Annotated in this window: 12 protein-coding genes; 8 read left to right on the top strand and 4 right to left on the bottom strand. The window is 64.4% G+C overall.

Annotation, left to right across the window (positions count from 1 at the left end; genetic code table 11):
• Positions 1-67: 67 nt before the first annotated feature.
• Positions 68-1,528, top strand: a complete 1,461-nt coding sequence (locus QQ658_RS12245; protein ID WP_286025116.1) for an MFS transporter — start codon at positions 68-70, stop codon at positions 1,526-1,528.
• A 135-nt stretch (positions 1,529-1,663) separates the two neighbouring features.
• Positions 1,664-2,398, top strand: coding sequence for a sulfite exporter TauE/SafE family protein (locus tag QQ658_RS12250; protein WP_286025117.1), 735 nt, complete (start codon positions 1,664-1,666; stop codon positions 2,396-2,398).
• 26 nt (positions 2,399-2,424) lie between these two features.
• Here QQ658_RS12250 and QQ658_RS12255 read toward each other — a convergent pair whose 3' ends face one another.
• Positions 2,425-2,910, bottom strand: a complete 486-nt coding sequence (locus tag QQ658_RS12255; protein ID WP_286025118.1) for a hypothetical protein — start codon at positions 2,908-2,910, stop codon at positions 2,425-2,427.
• Positions 2,911-3,792: 882 nt separating this feature from the next.
• On the opposite strand from QQ658_RS12255, the gene QQ658_RS12260 reads away from it, so the two are divergent.
• The 3 genes from QQ658_RS12260 to QQ658_RS12270 all read left to right on the top strand — a co-directional run bounded on the left by QQ658_RS12260 (position 3,793) and on the right by QQ658_RS12270 (position 6,666).
• The gene (locus QQ658_RS12260) at positions 3,793-4,107 is read left to right on the top strand and encodes an endonuclease domain-containing protein (RefSeq protein ID WP_286025119.1); all 315 of its coding nucleotides are present in this window, start codon (positions 3,793-3,795) and stop codon (positions 4,105-4,107) included.
• 200 nt (positions 4,108-4,307) lie between these two features.
• Positions 4,308-5,087 (top strand): HpcH/HpaI aldolase family protein, encoded by a 780-nt coding sequence (locus QQ658_RS12265; protein WP_286025120.1) that lies wholly within the window; start codon positions 4,308-4,310, stop codon positions 5,085-5,087.
• Between the two features lie 112 nt (positions 5,088-5,199).
• The gene (locus tag QQ658_RS12270) at positions 5,200-6,666 is read left to right on the top strand and encodes an alanine/glycine:cation symporter family protein (protein ID WP_286025121.1); all 1,467 of its coding nucleotides are present in this window, start codon (positions 5,200-5,202) and stop codon (positions 6,664-6,666) included.
• A gap of 54 nt (positions 6,667-6,720) precedes the next feature.
• On the opposite strand, the gene QQ658_RS12275 is transcribed toward QQ658_RS12270, so the two are convergent.
• The gene (locus QQ658_RS12275; protein ID WP_286025122.1) at positions 6,721-8,511 is read right to left on the bottom strand and encodes a potassium channel family protein; all 1,791 of its coding nucleotides are present in this window, start codon (positions 8,509-8,511) and stop codon (positions 6,721-6,723) included.
• Positions 8,512-8,590: 79 nt separating this feature from the next.
• Positions 8,591-8,974 (bottom strand): DUF6394 family protein, encoded by a 384-nt coding sequence (locus QQ658_RS12280; RefSeq protein ID WP_286025123.1) that lies wholly within the window; start codon positions 8,972-8,974, stop codon positions 8,591-8,593.
• A gap of 214 nt (positions 8,975-9,188) precedes the next feature.
• Between QQ658_RS12280 and QQ658_RS12285 the strand changes: the two genes are divergently transcribed.
• The 3 genes from QQ658_RS12285 (at position 9,189) to QQ658_RS12295 (ending at position 15,180) form a co-directional block, all read left to right on the top strand.
• Positions 9,189-9,842, top strand: a complete 654-nt coding sequence (locus QQ658_RS12285) for a TIGR03085 family metal-binding protein (RefSeq protein WP_286025124.1) — start codon at positions 9,189-9,191, stop codon at positions 9,840-9,842.
• 324 nt (positions 9,843-10,166) lie between these two features.
• The gene (locus QQ658_RS12290; protein WP_286025125.1) at positions 10,167-13,568 is read left to right on the top strand and encodes a PPi-type phosphoenolpyruvate carboxykinase family protein; all 3,402 of its coding nucleotides are present in this window, start codon (positions 10,167-10,169) and stop codon (positions 13,566-13,568) included.
• Positions 13,569-13,956: 388 nt separating this feature from the next.
• Positions 13,957-15,180 (top strand): S1C family serine protease, encoded by a 1,224-nt coding sequence (locus tag QQ658_RS12295; protein WP_286025126.1) that lies wholly within the window; start codon positions 13,957-13,959, stop codon positions 15,178-15,180.
• A gap of 301 nt (positions 15,181-15,481) precedes the next feature.
• Here the strand turns inward: QQ658_RS12295 and QQ658_RS12300 are convergent, their stop codons facing one another.
• Positions 15,482-17,218 (bottom strand): DUF2207 domain-containing protein, encoded by a 1,737-nt coding sequence (locus QQ658_RS12300; protein WP_286025127.1) that lies wholly within the window; start codon positions 17,216-17,218, stop codon positions 15,482-15,484.
• Positions 17,219-17,381: the final 163 nt, after the last annotated feature.

Here is a 17,381-nt window from a genome sequence, read left to right on the forward strand (position 1 = left end):
GATCTACCTGCGGACGATCGAGTTCGGGCGTCCAATTTTCTTTGTTTGCTGACTCGACGGGAGAACTATGCGCACCTTCAAACGGGTGCTGCTCAACACCCTGCTGGCCAACATCACGACCCAAATGGTGTGGTTCGGTTTCACGTTCTGGGCGTACCTGGAATCGCGTTCGGTGCTCGTCACCTCGATTCTGGGCGGCTCCTACATGCTGCTGCTCGCCGTGACCAGCGTGCCGTTCGGCACGCTCATCGACCGCGTCCGCAAGAAGACGGTGATGACCGGCGCCACGATCTGCACGGCCGCGGCGTTCGCGGTCGGCGCGTTGCTGTATTGGCTCGTGCCGTCCGAGACCTTGCTGGACCTTGGGCGTCCGTTCTTCTGGGTCTTCCTGCTGGTGTTGCTGGCCGGTGCTCTGGTGGAGTCAGTACGCAATCTGGCGCTGGCGACCTGCGTGACGATGCTGGTGCCCGCAACCGACCGGCCCAAGGCCAACGGAATGGTCGGGATGGTGCAGGGCCTCGGGTTTGCGCTCAATTCGGTGGTGTCGGGGCTGGCCGTCGGTTTTCTCGGCATGGGCGTGATCTTGGGCGCCGGGGTGCTGATCGTCGCGGCGACCGCTCTGCATCTGCGGACGATCGAGATCAACGAACCGGTCATTCAGCATGCCGAGGGAGCACCGGCGAAAGTGGACTTCGTGCAGGCATTCCGGATGACCCGGGAGATTCCCGGCCTGATGGCGTTGGTGATCTTCTCGACCTTCAACAACCTGCTCGGCGGCATCTACATGGCGCTGCTCGACCCCTACGGCCTCGAGCTGATGCCGGTGCAGGCGTGGGGCATCTTGTGGGGTGTCTGCAGCATCGGGTTCGTGCTCGGCGGGGCGATCATCTCCCGCACCGGCCTGGGCTCCAACCCGGTGCGCACCTTGCTGCTCGCGAACATCGTGATGTGGGTCGTCGGCATGGTGATGCCGATCCGCGAGTCGATTCCGCTGCTCGCGGTGGGCTGTTTCATCTATATGGGGCTGGTGACCTTCGCCGAGGCCTCCGAGCAGACGGTGCTGCAGAAGGTCGTCCCGTTCGCCCGGCAGGGACGCGTCTTCGGTTTCGCGATGGCCATCGAATTGGCCGCCGCACCGCTGAGCACGCTGGCGATCGGACCGATCGCCGAGTTCTGGCTGATTCCCTTCATGAACTCCGATGCCGGACGCGCCCAGCTGGGTTGGTTGCTGGGCTCCGGTTCGACCCGCGGCATGGCGCTGGCCTTCCTGCTGGCAGGTGTGATCGGGCTGATCGTCACCGGGCTGGCGCTGACATCGAAGCCCTACCGGGTGCTCTCGGGCACCTACCGGGATTCGGTGGTGAACGATTCGCTGACCGATGAGGGTGCGCAGGATGCTCCCCCGGCCGGCGTAGACGATGCCCCGGATTCGGCTGCCGGCCTGACCGCTCCTGGCCTCGATGAGCTCGGAACGCCTCGGCCGATCGAGGGCGAAGACGATCGTCCGGACGCGGAGCCGGTGGAGTAATCTCCTTGCGGGCCGAAAACGGTCGGCCATCGTGGCGCACCCTCAGGCTGCGCATGAGTTTGGACGACTGGTTCGCGTTTTGAAGCAGTTCCCAACAAGGACGCCACCGGTTCGTGGGGCGCGGAGGAGATCGTGATGGAGTGGATACCGCTGGTTGCCGCAGCGCTGATCATCGGTATCGCGAAGACCAGCTTCGGTGGCCTCGGGTCGATCGCCGTAGCGCTGATGGCGCTGGTCATGCCGACCAAGGAGTCCACGGCGGCCGCGCTGCTGCTGCTGATCACCGGCGACATCATCGCCGTGCTGCGCTACCGGACGACCGCCGATTGGCAGATGCTGCGCGGCTTGCTGCCCTCGGTGGTGCCCGGCCTGCTGCTGGGTGCGCTTTTCATCCGGATGGTGGACGACCTGGTGCTGCGCAGATCCATCGGTGCCATCCTGCTGATCTCGGTGCTCATCCAGCTGGTGGTGAGTGCCCGCCGCAAGCCGCCGTCCGCGGGCGATAATTCGCGTCCGCCCCGGCTGGTCACGATCGGCGCCGGAGTCGCCGGCGGATTCACCACCATGGCGGCGAATGCCGCGGGCCCCGTCATGGCCTTGTATCTGCAGGTGTCGAAGGTCGACAAGCTGCGATTCCTGGGCACCTCGGCCTGGTTCTACTTCATCGTGAACCTTGCCAAGACTCCGCTGACCGGGGCCCTGGGCCTCTTCACGCCGCGGGTGCTGACCACCGCGTTGATCCTGATTCCGGTGGTCGTCGTCGGAGCGCTGATCGGGATGAAGGTCATCGGACGAGTGAAGCAGCGCACCTTCGACATTTTGACCCTGCTCACCTCGGTGCTCGCGGCGGCCGCCCTGCTGGTCTTCTGAGCTTCGTTCCCCGGCGGACAGGTCGATCAGTCTTCGCCGCTGCCGAGGGCATTCATCAGGTCGTCGATGTATTTCTCCCTGCCGTCGCAGTACTGCAGCATGCTCCCGTGCTGGGTTCCTTCGGCGTCGGCGGCCACCACCGAGTATTCGGTGGCGTCCATGCAGGTGGCCTCGTCGTCGGCGTCGAGGAAGCGGTTTACCGCTTGGAGGAAGGCCCGTTCGTCCGCCAGTTCATAGCTGACGGACGAACTGGTGGCGGACCCGGGCTCGTCGCCCGGCTCGCTCTGGGTACGTTTCACCGAAGTTCCGTTGACTTCCCACAACACGTTGTCGGCGGGCATCCAGGGGTTCACCCGGCTGACGGTCACCTGGGTGAAGTCGGGGCCCGATGTGCATCCGGCCAGCCCGCTCACCACCGCGCAGAGCACGGCCACGAGGACTGCCGACCTGCGGGCCCTGGCCCAACGGTCGGTTCCGGAACCATGGCGGTCGGTGCGTGCTGTGGTTGGCATGAGTCTCTCCTGTCGTGCACCCGGGCACATCGTCCGGTCCAAGGCCCACCGGCTGCCACCAGAGTACCGAGTAGGACGCTGCCCGGATGCCGCAAATTGCGTCCGGTCTCCTTCACTGCCGCACGATTGCACCCCCTTGGGTTATCGGGAGCTACCGTGCGAAACCTTCCGCGACCAATAGCCTCTGCCCACCGTTTCACCGGGCCGATCTGTCGATCGCCTCGATTGAGGAAGGTTTTGCACAGGAGAGCAGTAGCTCAGCCAGTTATCCACAGGAAGAAGGAGTTCTGAACGATCCGAAGGCGAGTTGACAATCATTCAGGCATGAATATTGACGAGGCGCTGAGAGAAGGCGCTGGAGTAATTGCCGTGGCACGCTATCCGGAATCACGGGGCAAACTCACTCGGGCAGTCGCCGCAGGCAAACTCGTTCGGCTATGCCCAGGTATCTTAACGGCTGCAACCTTGGCCGATAACCCCCTGGTCCGCGCGCATGCTGCGCACCTATGGTGTCCGCGACATGTGCTGATGGGAGCGTCGGCGGCCCGAGTGACGTTCTGGCCAGACTGTCCCGGAGAGATAATTGATCTTGCAGGCGAGAAGGCAGGAAGCAACCCTGAGATCGTCCGGCTCCACCGACTGAAGGTCCCACCAGAGCTCCGCGCGAACTGGGGCACGGCCGCCATCACCTGCCCTGAATTGACCGTTCTAGATATGGCCACGATGGGAAACTGGAAGGGCCTATGCGAGGCGCTTCGGACCCGAACCGTCACGCTCGGGTCCCTGACCTTGGCAAATGAACTACTCGCAGGAAGAAACGGATCCACAACTCGCCGAGAATGCCTGACACGCGCAGCAGGAAACCCTTGGTCAGTACCTGAGATGGACTTGCAGGTCCTTTATCGCCAGCACAAGATCACCGGGTGGGTGGGCAACAGGAAAGTTACTTGTGCCGGTCGCACGGTGATCCCCGACATTGCGTTCGATGCCTTGAAGCTCGTCGTGGAGGTGGACGGGCGCAAATATCACTCGAAGCTCGAAGACTTCGAAAGGGACCGCCAACGCGCGAACTGGTTCATCGCGGATGGCTGGCGAGTATTGCAGTTCACTCCACAGACGATCTGGCACGACCCCCGGGAGGTAATTGAACTCACACAAGCTGCACTTGCCGCAGCAGCGCACCAAATAGGCCAGTAGCCGGTCTATTGCGTGCAAAACCTTCCGCAATGAAGCGACGCCGCGTCCCGATCCACCGAACAGATCGCTCTCTTGCGTTGATCGCGGAAGGTTTCGCACGGACGGTCGGATGTACCCCGCTAATCTGGTGGCGGTGAGCGCGGCGCAGCGGCCGCGACACGAGAGTTCCGGAGATTCGGCGAGGAAGAACGGAGAATGCGATGCGCAACAAGGTGAAGCAGATGATCGAGGCCGGCGAGCATCCACTGGGCACGTTCTTCCAGCTGGGCAACCAGACCGCGATCGAATGCATGGCCTACGGTGGGCTCGACTACGTCATCCTCGACACCGAGCACGGACCCTACGATGTCGAGACCTCGCTCAATTTGATCCGGGCCGCCAAGGCCGCCGGTCTGACGCCGCTGGCCCGCGTCAAGGATTCATCCCGCGCGTCCATCTTGAAGATGCTGGACGCGGGCGCGATGGGCATCGTCATCCCCAACGTGCGCAGCATCGACGAAGCCCGCGAGATCGTGAAGTGGGGCAAGTACTTTCCCACCGGCGAACGCGGCATCGCACCCACGCCCGGCACCCACTACTGGACGGACGACTATGCGGCCGCCGGACTCGACAATTACATGCAGGTCTCGAACGCGCAGACCATGCTGATCCCGCAATGCGAAACCCTCGGCTGCCTGGACGATATCGACGAGATCGTCGCGCTGGATGGCATCGACGGCATCTTCGTCGGCCCCTTCGACCTATCCGGTGCGTTGGGGCGTCCGGGTGATTTCGCGAACCCGGCACACATCGAGGCGATCGCCAAGGTGCAGCAACTGTGCCGTGACCAGGGCAAATCCTCCTTCATCTATGGCACCACACCCCAAGATGCCGCCAACCGTCTCGCCCAGGGTTTCGACTCGGTCACCTACTCGATGGACGCCCTGATGCTCATCGATGCCGTCAAGCAGACGGTGTCACAGCTGCGCATGGATAGCTAAAGGGAGCTGACGGAGCCGTAACGTTCCGTGCTCGGGACTGTTGCGCGCGCGTAACAATGTTCGTGCAAACTCGGCGTCATCAACATCGGCCTGCTTCGACCGGAGAACGCACATGGAACGCCTCACCGAGATCCTGGACGCCATTGATGGCTTCGTCTGGGGGCCCTTCTGCCTCATCCCTCTACTGCTCGGCACCGGCCTATGGCTGACTATCAGGCTTCGCGGGATCCAGTTCCGTAAGCTGGGTTCAGCGCTATGGCTCGGTTTCATCAAGCGATCGGACGATGGCACGGATTCGCGCGATGGGGATATCTCGCAGTATCAGGCCCTCACCACCGCATTGGCCGCCACTGTGGGCACCGGCAACATCGTCGGCGTCGCGACCGCGCTGTCCATCGGTGGGCCGGGAGCTCTGTTCTGGATGTGGGTGACCGGTCTGCTCGGCATGGCCAGCAAGTACTCCGAAGCGTTTCTGGCGGTGCGATTTCGCCATCGTGACAAGCGCGGCGATATCACCGGTGGTCCGCAGTATTACCTGAAAGATGCGATCGGCGGAAAGTTCGGCACGTTTCTGGCCACCTTCTTCTCCATTGCTGCCGCCATCGCGGCCTTTGGCATCGGCAACGGCACCCAGGCCAACTCGATCGCCGGCAACATCGAAGGCTCGTTCGGTGTGCCGACGGTGGTCACCGGCCTGGTGATGGTCGCCGTAACCGTCCTGGTTTTGATCGGTGGCATCCAATCGATCGGCAAGGTGACCTCCGCTCTGGTCCCGGTGATGATCGCCGTTTACGTCGTCGCGGCACTGATTCTGCTCGGCATGAACGCCGCTGCCATCCCAGCGGCCTTCGCAGAGATCTTCCGAACGGCGTTCACCGGCACGGCCGCAGCGGGTGGCTTCACGGGCAGTGCCTTCATCATCGCGTTGCAGATGGGCACCGCGCGCGGCATCTTCTCGAACGAGTCGGGCATGGGTTCGGCGGCCATCGCGGCGGCCGCAGCCAAGACCGCCCATCCGACGCGCCAGGGTCTGGTGTCGATGACCCAGACCTTCATCGACACGATCATCGTTGTCACCATGACCGGGCTCGTCATCGTCACCACCGGCACCTGGCAGGGCGGCAAGGATCTGGCGGCCACCATGACCGGACAGGCGTTCGACGCGGGCCTCAGGGTCACCTGGGGCCACTACATCGTGACGATCTCGCTGGTTCTGTTCGCCTACTCGACCATCCTGGGCTGGTGCTACTACGGTGAACGCAACATAGAGAAGCTCCTCGGACGCCGCTGGGTGATGCCCTACCGAATCGTCTTCTCACTCGCCGTCTTCGTCGGCTGCACCGCCGAACTCGGCCTGGTCTGGACCTTCAGTGACATCGCCAACGGGCTGATGGCACTGCCCAACCTGATCGGGTTGTTGATCTGCAGCGGCCTAATCGCCCGGGAGACCAAGTTCTACCTCGACCACGACCCGAAGCTACGTGCCGACAAGGCCGAGGTGGACGAGTTCATGACAGGACACAGGGGCGCGATCGACGCTCACTGGGAGTCGATCAGACTGACCGCGATCCACCGTTAGCCCGCGCCGGGCCCAGGTCGCCACGTGGAGACCCGCATCCCGCACGGCCCGAACTCAGCCAACCGGAGGATCGGCTTTGCCACCGGCGCCCTCTCCATCGGGGTCGGACGCCGCCTCCAGCGACTCGGTCTCGTGCTCGAGCGGCGGCAGACATTCGGATTCACCGGGCAGCGGCACGATGGCCGGCGGATGATTGCGGGTCAGCCACCGCCACACCGTGCCCCCGTTGGACTCCTGGCCCGTCATCACATAGTTCAAGGTGTTCGCGTTGCGCAGGATCAGGTCGAGGTGCCGCTTGGCCGTCAGCGATCCGGCCAGCAGGATCCGGTCACCGGAACGCAGCACGAAATCATCGTCCGGTAGCTGGATGTTCTTGTTGGCGCGGCGCACCAAGAGCACCACCATCGCCAGCCGGCGTCCACGATTGAACGGGTCGGCCCGCAGGTGGCCGACGGTGAAGCGCCCGCCGGCATTGACCAGGTCCATCAGGGCCGGGGCCCGGCTCAGCTTGATGGTCAGATCCCAGATCTCGGGGTAGTGGCCCGGGTTCAGCGACGAAAGCCGCCGGTGCAGGTCGGCGCATTCCGCCTCATTGTGTTGCGGAATCAGCCTCAAGAACCGGTTCAGCAGCGGAGTGGTGATCCGGGCGAGAAACTCCCTGGCCACGATCTGGCTCGGCACCATCAGCAGATTCTCGTCGAACGCGTCGATGAGCGGGGTGTTCTTCATCTGGTTCTGGCGCACCACCACATAGAGATCGTGTTTGAGCGCCCGCGCGGTCACCGCGATCGACAAATTCTTGGGGTCGGACGCATTGCCCGCGACCAGCCCCACCGCGGTGTCGATGCCTGCCGCTTTCAGGTCCTCGGATTTGCTTCCACTGCCCTTGATGTCGACGCCCGGATCGCCGAAGTGCAATTCGTCTATCACCGTCAGGCTCATGCCGACCGAGCGCAGTTCTTCGGCCATCATGTGCCCGAATCTGCCGTAGCCGCACATGATCCAATGGCCCTTGGGCGGCGGGTCGATGACGGTGATCACCGACCCCGGCAACCCGGTGATCAGATTGCGCAGCCGGTAGCGCTCGGGCGCCGTGATGGCCGCCGCCAACGATTCCGCGAACTGCTCGAACGGATTGATCACCAGATCGCCGCCGAACACGCCGATGTGGGTTTCGGTCTCGGTGTCGCGGATCCGGGCCAGCACCGGCACCCGGGGCGCCAGCAGGCGCACGTTGACCGCGATCGCCTGGTTGGTCGGGTCGTCGTCGGTCAGCGCCACCACACCCCGGCAGTTCGGGTTCATCAGGCCGGCCTGGCGAAGCAGCGTGGGATCTTTCGCGTCCGCCCGGACGCTCGGCGGATCGACGCTGAAGTCCTCCATCCGCAGTTCCTGGAGACGCTCGTCGTTGATCTCCAGCACCACGAACCGCAGCCCGAGATGATCCAGCCCGTGGCAGACCATTCGTCCGGTCTCACCGATTCCGCACACGATGTAGAAGGGCGAACGGATCTGGTTGACGTGCCGGGTGAAGTTGGCGATCCGCACCGCATTCTGGAAGCCCTTGTCCTGCAGCAGCGCCAGCACGTTGACCAGCGAGTACGACCAGGCCGCCACCGAAATATAGATGGTTCCGGTCAGCCACATCCGCTGCATCGCGTTGTAGGGGTGCGGCACCTCGCCGAATCCGATGGTCGTGGAAGTAAAGCTGACGACGTAGAACGCGTCGAAGAGACTCATCGGCGAGCCCGGCTCGCCGGTCGCCGGGTCGGTGCCGGGAATCAGCGCGAGCCCGGCGGCGCAGAAGGTATAGACGCCGATGATGAGCAGGAACGGAAATCTCATCCTGCGCAGGATGAGATAGAAGACGTCGCTCAGCTCGGTCTGCCGTTGAGCTGAATTTATCGGGGGCATCTCGCTCGATTCAGCGCCGCACCTGGATGATCTCGCTGACCATCAGCACGACGGAGACGACATTGGCCAGCAGCGCCCCGCCGGACAGCGACACCACCACGGACATGTGCGCGCCGGTCATGCCGCTGACGGCGACCTGCCCGGCCCATACCCACATTCCGGCGGCTATCAGTAGCTGCAGGTCGGCGACCAGGCTGGTCGCGAGGTGAATCGCGCCCAGCTGAGTGCGGTCGCCGAATTTGAGGACCGTGGCAACCAGACTGGTCACCAGAGCGGCCGCCAGCTCGATACCGTTGTGCACGGTGACGTCGTCGATTTGGCCCAGAAAGAAGCCGAAATTGAGTGCGGCGGCGAAGGTGATGAAGAAGCCGAAGACGACCTTCTCCAAATTCATGCGTCCTCCAACGTAGACCGGCCAACGCCTGAACTCGCGGGGCGCGCGCCCGGTGACCGGGTGGGCAGCGACGGAGTCCAAGCTGGAACATGATCAAGCGTAAGGCCAGAGGGGACGCTGCGCAGTTTCCGCGTCCGAGAAATTGCCCGCGCCTGCGCCCGGATCTGGTCTGGGAAGTCCGTGCCAGTATGGAGACAGCGATAAGGAGCGGGATATGACTGAGACTCTTGCCCGGTCGGAACGCCGGGAACTGTGCGAATTGATGCTGACCCTGGGCCCGGACGCGCCGACCCTGTGCGAGGGATGGACGGCTCATCATCTGGCGGCCCATCTGCGGATGCGCGAATCCGATCCGATCGGCGCCCTGGGCATGTTCGTCCCCTTCCTCAATACGGCCGAATCACATATGGCCAAGCTGATGACGCAGATGAGTTTCGACGACCTGGTCGCGCTGGTCGCCAAGGGGCCCTCGGGCATCAGCCCGTTTCGCATCGGTTGGGTGGACGCGAAGGCGAACAGCGCCGAGTTCTTCGTCCATCACGAGGACCTGCGGCGTGGCGGCCCCTACCCCGTCGGCCCCAGGGTGCTGCCGCCCGAAACCGACGACGCCTTGTGGGAGATCGTCACCTCGAGTGCGGGCATGCGATTGCGCCGAGCCCAGGTGGGCATCATCCTGCAACGCATTCGCGACCAGAAGGCCACCGATCAGCAGCAGGTCGTGGCCACCGGACCCGCGCCGGTGACGGTGACCGGCGAGCCCGGTGAGCTGCTGCTGTGGCTGTTCGGACGCGAGTCTGCGGCGCAGGTGCAGTTGAACGGTCCGGCCGAGAGCCTGGCCAAGGTGCGCTCGATTTCGCTGTCGGTCTAGCCCGAGTCCTCTGTCGCGGTGCCGCAGTGAGTCCGACCCAGGGATGTTTCCCATTCGTGCGCACGAAATGCGAGCGTGCGCACGAAGCTCCGTGCGTATCTTTGTATTCCGCGCGTACCAAGTTTGTGGAGCCCGGGCGAGTCGCGCATCACCTGGTCAAAGCTGCGGGCCTGGGGCGTTCCAGATCACCAAAACCGCTCTGGCCAGCCGATATGGCGCCCGATCCGGGACCCCGTTGGCAACTTGCTGGCAACTACCCGCTTCAGAATGCCGTTGTTCCCGACGAATATTCACACACTGCAATCAATCTGGGAAGATGACCTTATGTCTGCCGATAATTTGAACTCTGCCATCAATCTCAGGCTGGCTCTACTGGAGTTGCCCCGCGCAGAAGCCGGAGATGGCGGGATCGAGCTCGTCGAGCCGCTGTTGGCCCGGCAACGCGAATTGTCCCGCCGGCTGGCCGACCGGCTGTGTCCGGTCGATCAGCGAATTCAAGACTTCCTCGACGATTACCTCTCCGATGTCGAGCCCAAGCCCCAGCTGCCCAAGCAAACCCTCGTCCTCGACCAGGCCGGATTGGCCCGCGGTCTGAGCCTGCCCGTCGACGGCGACGAGTTCCACTCCCCGCTGCTGTCGAGCTATCGGCTGACCAATGGCGTGCTGCACAACCCGGCCAACGACCGCCGCACCACCGCCGGCGTCTTCCACGTCGTACAGGGCGGCCTGCCCATTCCGGACGACAAGATCGCCGTGCGCCGCGATGTTTTCGCCAAGCTCCTGAGCCTGGCCATGAAGCCGCCGCACGAAGACATGGTGCTGCCCTACACGGCGAATCAGGATAATCCGGCGGCCTGCTTCGTGTCGCTGCTGCTTCGCCCGCTGGTGGTGCCGGCGGTTCCCGGCTGCGGCGGCGCGCGCACCATGGAGACCCGCTTCATCGTGCCGGGCGGCCTGGTCTGCAACCTCGACTTCGTCGAAGGAATCTTCGGCAACGCCGGCGACCCGATGCTGCCGCAAAACGACGCCGCTCTCGACCCGGCCACCTGGTCGGGCCATACCGGCTGCGTCATCTTGGCCCCACACCTGACCAAGGTCACCAAGAAGAGCCTCGGCATGCCGCATTGGGACGACGCCACCGAGCGCGAGCGCCGCGACGGCCAGTGCTGGAAGGACGAGGACGAGCTCTACAACAACGGCCAGGCCTTCAAGTGCTGCGCCCGCGACGAGCGTGGCGTGATCGTCACCGTGATCGCCGACAACTACTTCGGCTACTGCAAGAAGGAAGTCAAGACGCAGCTTTCGTATTCGGCCAACCTGCTCGGTTGCGCCGAAGAGGAGCATTCGGGGGGTGCCCGCGTCTACCCCGCCTACAACCTGGGCCCGGAGTTCCACGACGACTACACCCCGGCCGACTACACCCTCGAAGACGTGCTGGCCCGCGACCCGCAGCGTTTCGAGTTGCAGCCCGAGGGACATGCCATCGACCTGACTCAGCCGCACATCGTGCTGGTTCCGGGCGGCGCCGACTACTCGATGCGTCATCAGACGATCAGTTGGACTGATGCGTCCGGCGGGCAGCAGACCATCAAGCTGCTCACCGGCAAGGTCTACATCACCCCGAACGGCTACCGGGTGTACGCCAAGCACCGCGAGATGGACGAGACCCAGTGGCATCTGATCGGCATCTCCCCGATCTCCACCGATTGCCACAAGCCGGCCACCGTGTCGGGCGGCGGCAAGTCGGAGATCAGCAAGTCGCTGGCCGACGCGTTCGTCTTCGGCAATGCCTACACCGCCGAGTTCGACCATGACATCGAAGAGGTCCAAAAGCTGCTGGACTCCGACTTCTCCGATCGTTTCCTCGATGCCGAGCGCAACGGCAAAGACCATCGCGAAATCCTCTCGGACGAGCGCTCCCTGGGCTCGGTCATCAAATTGCTGACCCCGCGCAGCGAATACACCGCCGAGTACAACGACTTCCTGCGCTCGATTCCGGCGCACATCAAGGAGCTGCTGTTCACCGTCAAGCGCTACTACAAGCCCGAGTGGGGCACCGATTGGCGTAGCCACTTCAGCGTCGGCATCATGAACGGGCGCGAGGGCAATATGGTGCGCCTCGATGGCGAGAAGGTCATCGTCAACCAGCTGCGCGTCGGCTTCCAGCCCGACGGCTCCTGGCGGTTGTTCAGCCTGCGTCCGGACTTCAGCCCGGCCATCAAGGTGCAGACCGAGGACGACATCACCGCCTCCACCGTGTGCTCGCCGTTCGAGAAGGCACCGGCCGGTTTCGGCAACCAGGAGGGGCTGTCCCGCAAGTTCGTGATGAACTGCGAGCAGCTGCTCTTCCAGCGTCCGGACGACGCGGTGCACCGCGGCTACGACAAGCAGGCCGAGCGTGACTTCGCCAAGGAAGGCACCTTCATCTCGAACTTCGAGCCGCTTACCCATGACGATGCTCGCGAGTTGATGACCGACGCCCAGGCGTTCAGCGAATACACCAAGCCGATGCAGGATCTGATCCGCAAGGTCGCCGAGATGCCGCAGGACGCTTCGCCGAGGTTCTGGATCGCCTCCGACCAGTCGCGCATCGTGAACGGAAAGCGGTCCAAGAACCCGCGCTACCTGCAGACCCGGCCCGATGTCGCGAATCCGAAGGCGACCGCATCGGCAGACCTGGCGTCCAAGCTGGTGCGCAAGCTGCCCAGCGACGCGTTTGCTCCGCTGTCGGTCGACATCTCGGCTGCCGGCAGGCGCAACAATCCGAAGGAGCCGGGGGTGCCGCCGCTGTCGGTCTACAACCCGCTGCACTATATGGAGCTCCCCGAGTTGTTCATGGAGTTCATCTCCTCGATGACCGGCAAGTCTCCCTCGACCACCGGCGCCGGCTCGGAGGGTGCGCTCACCAAGGGCCCGTTCAACGCGCTGCCCCCGATCGTCGACCTGAACAATAACTTCCTGGCCTACGCGCTGACCGGTTACGACGGCTGGCTGAGTTCGGCCGGCTATATCGGTCCGAAGATCAGGGTCGACCACGACATCTCGATGCTGGTGCCCGAGTTGTTCAGCCGGATGTGGCCCGACGAGCGCCGCGCGTGCAATCTGATCGCCGACGGCTACCTCGAGCGCCTCGAAGACTTCGAGTTCGAGGGCACGCAGGTCTTGGCCTCCCGGCTGGGCTACCGGATGAACGAGCGGTTCGCGACCACCTATTTCGGACGCGTCTTCTTGCACCCGGATGTGGTCTTCACCGACGAGATGCTGCGTCCGGAGACCCAGGACCTGGCGACCTTCGCCGAGTCGATGGGTGTCATCGTCAAGACCCATCAGCGAGTCGCCCAGGCTTACTTCGCCGACGGCGGTATCGATCTGGCGGTTCCTCCGCTGCGTGGCCTGCTGGAGATCATGGCGAACGGCACCACCACCGAAGGGTGGACGCTCGACAGCCCCGAGTTCCGTGAGCAGTTCACCCGTGAGTCGGTGCTGGCCAGCGACTGGTACGCGGCTCGTCTGGACGCCAAGCAGGTGCTCGACGTCAATCACGAGCAGACCGGCCTCGACGCGATCCGCGAGTTCTCCGCCGCGCCGGAGAACGAGCTGGTCGTGCAGCGTCTCGACCTGAACGGACGCATCGCCGACGCCGAGCAGGATCTGAGCAAGCTCGCCGACCCGAGCTACCGCCAGTCTCTGGTGGGCACGATCGGACGCCAGGTGAAGTTCGCCTGACCTGCTGATCATCGAGCCCCGAGTCCGCCGATGGGCGGAGCCCATGGGCTCTGAAGGCATCTCGAAGAGTCAGCGCGACACTTGGCGATGATTCGTCGAAGTGTTCTGGCTGACGGTGGCCGGTCACCCCTCGCGGGTGGCCGGCCATCCGTGTCTCGGCCCAGCTGCGTGCCCGCCGGTGACGCCCTCGGGCAGCAGGCATCACCGAGCCGCGCCCGAAATACGAAGACGCGCCCGATATATCGGGCGCGGGAGCAGATTTCGAGCGCGGGAATGGGCCACGCCTTGTTCACCTGCCGACAAATGCGGACATAGCAATAAACTGTGCATCAGATAAGTCAGGACGCGGGCGGGCCGCCGTCCATCCAAGTGTTTGCAGGGGGTGCCCGTGTCGCAGCCACGGTATCCGGGCGCCGGCCACGCCCACGGCTCCTACGCCGGTGAACCTGCCTGGCCGCCACCGACCGGCCAACCCTGGGGCATGCCGGCTGCGGCGCCGTGGGGCTCGCTCCCCCAGCAGGCACCGGCACGGCCCCAGCCGCCGGCCAAGAGACGCCAGGTCGCGCTGTGGGCCACCGTCATGGTCGTCCTGTTGGCCGCATTCGCGCTGGTCAGCTGGCAGTTGGCCGCACCGGCAGAGGTTGCCCTTCGCAATGGGTTTCACCCCAGACCGCCGATCACCAAAGACGAATCGCGGCACATCCCGACCTATTCGACCGCCGTCACCGCACAGATGAGTGTGGGCGTCGTGTTCATCGAGGGACAGTTGGACGACGGCGTCGCGTCGGGCACCGGCATCGTGCTCGACGAATCCGGCCTGGTGCTCACCAACTATCACGTCGTTGCCGACACCACCGGCGTGCAGGCCCAGATCGCCGACACCGGCACCAATTTCACCGCCGACGTGCTCGGACGCAACGTCTGGGCCGACGTCGCTCTCATCCAGCTCGAGGGCGCGGCCGGGCTGGCGACGGCCACCATCTCCGGTGAACCGGTCGTCCCCGGTGATCCGGTGGTTGCCGTCGGCAACGGCGATGGCGGCGGGGTGCTGCTCGCCACCGGCGGTGGGGTGACGGCGCTTGATGCGACCGTCTCGCTGGAGTCGGCATTCGGCGGCTACGGCTGGGAGGACGCGACCGGCATGATCGAATCGTCTGCCGGCGCCATTCCCGGCTACTCGGGCGGCCCGACCTTCAACGACCGGACAGAGGTGGTGGGTGTCACCAGTGCCGGGCAGGATCCGGTTTCGAATGAGATGACCACCTATTCGATTCCGATCGACACCGCCACCGGCATCACCGACGACATCGCCGCCGGACGCCAAAGTGAGCAGACCAGGGTCGGTCCGGGGGCCTGGCTCGGCATCGGTCTGGGCTCCCACAACATACCGGTCGTCTCGACGGTCGAGCCCGGCTCTCCGGCCGAGATCGTCGGTATCACGCCCGGATCGACCATCGACACCTTCGCCGGTGAGCCGGTGAACACGGCCAGCGGCCTGCTCAAGGTGCTGGAATCCCACGACCCCGACGAAACGGTCGAGGTCACCTGGACCGATGAGCAAGGAGACGCCCACGAAGCGATGATGACCCTGGGCACCAGTCCCACGAACTGACAAGCCTCTCCCTCGCACACGCCGAACCGTGCGAAACCTTCCGCAACTCGCCACAAATACCCTGCGAAACCAGTCCTACCCCTCCCTCGCTCACAATCATGGAAGGTTTTGCACACGCTACTCGCGTCGGCCCCACAAAGAGGCCCCAGATAGTGGTCACAATGCGCGTGACATGACTCCAAAACACTCACTCGACTGGACCAGACCGTGCGAAACCTTCCGCAACTCACCGCAAATACCCTGCGAAACCAGTCCCAGCCCACCCTCGCTCACAATCATGGAAGGTTTTGCACACGCAGGCTCAGTGACGGGTGTACAGCGTCCCCTGCATCGTGGTGATGAACGATTCGATCGAGAACGGGAAGTCCGACAGCTGCCAGCTGCCCGGGGCGTGATACCAGGACAGGTCTTCCGGATCGGGAACGCCCGGGTCGTCGTCCGCAGCGACCAGCGCGTCCAGCCAACGGTCGAGACCGCCGAGCACCACCGCATAGGGCAGCACACGGGAAATCTCGTCGTAGGTGTTCTCTTTCGGCAGCCGATCGGTCGGCTGGGTGGCCAGCGTCATCGCCAATACCTGCAGCCCGCTGAGGATGGACGCACCCTTTGCCGTGCGGCGCGGCATCTGCTGGCTGACCCAGAGCAGGCCGACGGCCAGCCCGACCAGCACCAGGCCGAGCAGGCCGAGGTCGGTGAAGGCCGCGAGCAGCACCAACGCGATCACCGAAAGCCCGACCGAGATCCAGCCGATGCGTCCCCAGGTGTTGCGAACCGAATCGGGGCGGGCGGCGAACCAGCCCTCGTTGACGACCTCGTCATAGATGGCGTCCTGTACCTCACCCACCGACTCACGGACCGTACCGCTGATCTTCGAGACGGTCACCGACGTGCCATCTGCCGGGGCCACGCGATCGAGAATGACGCGCTCGTAGGGCTGCAGTTCGCCGGTGGATTCGCGGCGCTCGAAAGTCCAGTCGATGTTGGTGTTCGCGTTCTCGTGCGGCAGCTGAACGATCGTCATGTGTCCGCGTACCGCGAGATCGATGATGGTGGCGGTGATGTCGACCGGATCAACCCGCTCGTCCACGAGTGTCCCGACCTCACCGGGGCGAACGTTCTCGACGAGTTCGAAGCGTTCCTCGCCGGCGGCGATCGGCTCGAACCTGCCGACCGGAACAGGACCGCCACCCTTGAGATCGGCGCCCCTGGAGCGGTGCAGCAAGAACAATGCGCCCAATCCGACGATCAAGGCGGCCACGGCCCAGATCAGCGGCGCGCCGTGCACGGTGAAGGCACGGTCCAGCGTCCAATGCTCGGTGAGGGTCTGGTTGGCGGCGACGGCCGCGGTCGGAACGGAGAAGGTCAGCACGACGACCTCGCCCGCACCGCGGGGGCCGTCGGTGAACTGCGGATTGAGCGCATCGAAGGTGCCGGACGCATAGGTGGTGCAGGTCGCGGTCGCCGACGGCGGGCCCGCCTCGCAGTCGATGTCGTAGGTGTGAGTGCCCGAGGGAAGCGCGATCTCGCCGCTGACCTTCTGGACGCCGACATTCAACCCCTGCAAGACCCGCCAGGAGACCTCGGTCAGATCGTCCTGACCGCTCACCTGGGGCAGTGCCATGGCCGCACCGATCACGGTGTAGCTGATCACCACCGGCTCGCTGCCCGCCTTGGACGCGTCGACGCCGATCACCAGGTAGTCGCCGTCGTTGCTGATCGTGGGCTCGAGATCACTACCGCCGGCGGTCACGGTGACGTCGGCGATCTCGTAGTCGAGCTGGGTGTAGTTCAGTTGCGGGCGAGAGGTAGCCAGCCGCTGTTCGAGGTCGCTGGGGCCGGCGCCGTCGAAGGTGATCGTCTCGGTGATCGACAACGTGCCGTCGGCCTGCACCTCGCCGGAGACGACGTAGCTTTCGGCCATGTCGTCGGCTCTGGCGGGCGAGGCGAACCCCAATACGCTGAGCAATAACGTGATTCCGGCGGCGAGGGCCGTGAACTGTGCCGACCGCGGTCTGCTCGATTTGGAACGAGTGCTCACCTGGCATGCCTTTCTGGACGATCAGTTGGCGACCCACCGCGGGGCAATGTGTCGCGGCATATCGGGTCCAAGGTACCGCACGAGTGGCCCAGCCAGCACCGGTTCTGCCCAATGGATGGGCGTGGCATGCCCGTTCGCTGATCACAGGCTGCCGTAGGCCCGC

This window comes from Propionimicrobium sp. PCR01-08-3 (genome assembly GCF_030286045.1).
Taxonomy (GTDB): Bacteria; Actinomycetota; Actinomycetes; order Propionibacteriales; family Propionibacteriaceae; genus Brooklawnia.

Coding starts and splice junctions, on each gene's coding strand:
- QQ658_RS12270 (WP_286025121.1), top strand. CDS start 5,200: ATGGAACGCCTCACCGAGATCCTGGACGCCATTGATGGCTTCGTCTGG.
- QQ658_RS12260 (WP_286025119.1), top strand. CDS start 3,793: ATGGACTTGCAGGTCCTTTATCGCCAGCACAAGATCACCGGGTGGGTG.
- QQ658_RS12245 (WP_286025116.1), top strand. CDS start 68: ATGCGCACCTTCAAACGGGTGCTGCTCAACACCCTGCTGGCCAACATC.
- QQ658_RS12250 (WP_286025117.1), top strand. CDS start 1,664: ATGGAGTGGATACCGCTGGTTGCCGCAGCGCTGATCATCGGTATCGCG.
- QQ658_RS12265 (WP_286025120.1), top strand. CDS start 4,308: ATGCGCAACAAGGTGAAGCAGATGATCGAGGCCGGCGAGCATCCACTG.
- QQ658_RS12290 (WP_286025125.1), top strand. CDS start 10,167: ATGTCTGCCGATAATTTGAACTCTGCCATCAATCTCAGGCTGGCTCTA.
- QQ658_RS12285 (WP_286025124.1), top strand. CDS start 9,189: ATGACTGAGACTCTTGCCCGGTCGGAACGCCGGGAACTGTGCGAATTG.
- QQ658_RS12275 (WP_286025122.1), bottom strand. CDS start 8,511: ATGAGATTTCCGTTCCTGCTCATCATCGGCGTCTATACCTTCTGCGCC.
- QQ658_RS12255 (WP_286025118.1), bottom strand. CDS start 2,910: ATGCCAACCACAGCACGCACCGACCGCCATGGTTCCGGAACCGACCGT.
- QQ658_RS12280 (WP_286025123.1), bottom strand. CDS start 8,974: ATGAATTTGGAGAAGGTCGTCTTCGGCTTCTTCATCACCTTCGCCGCC.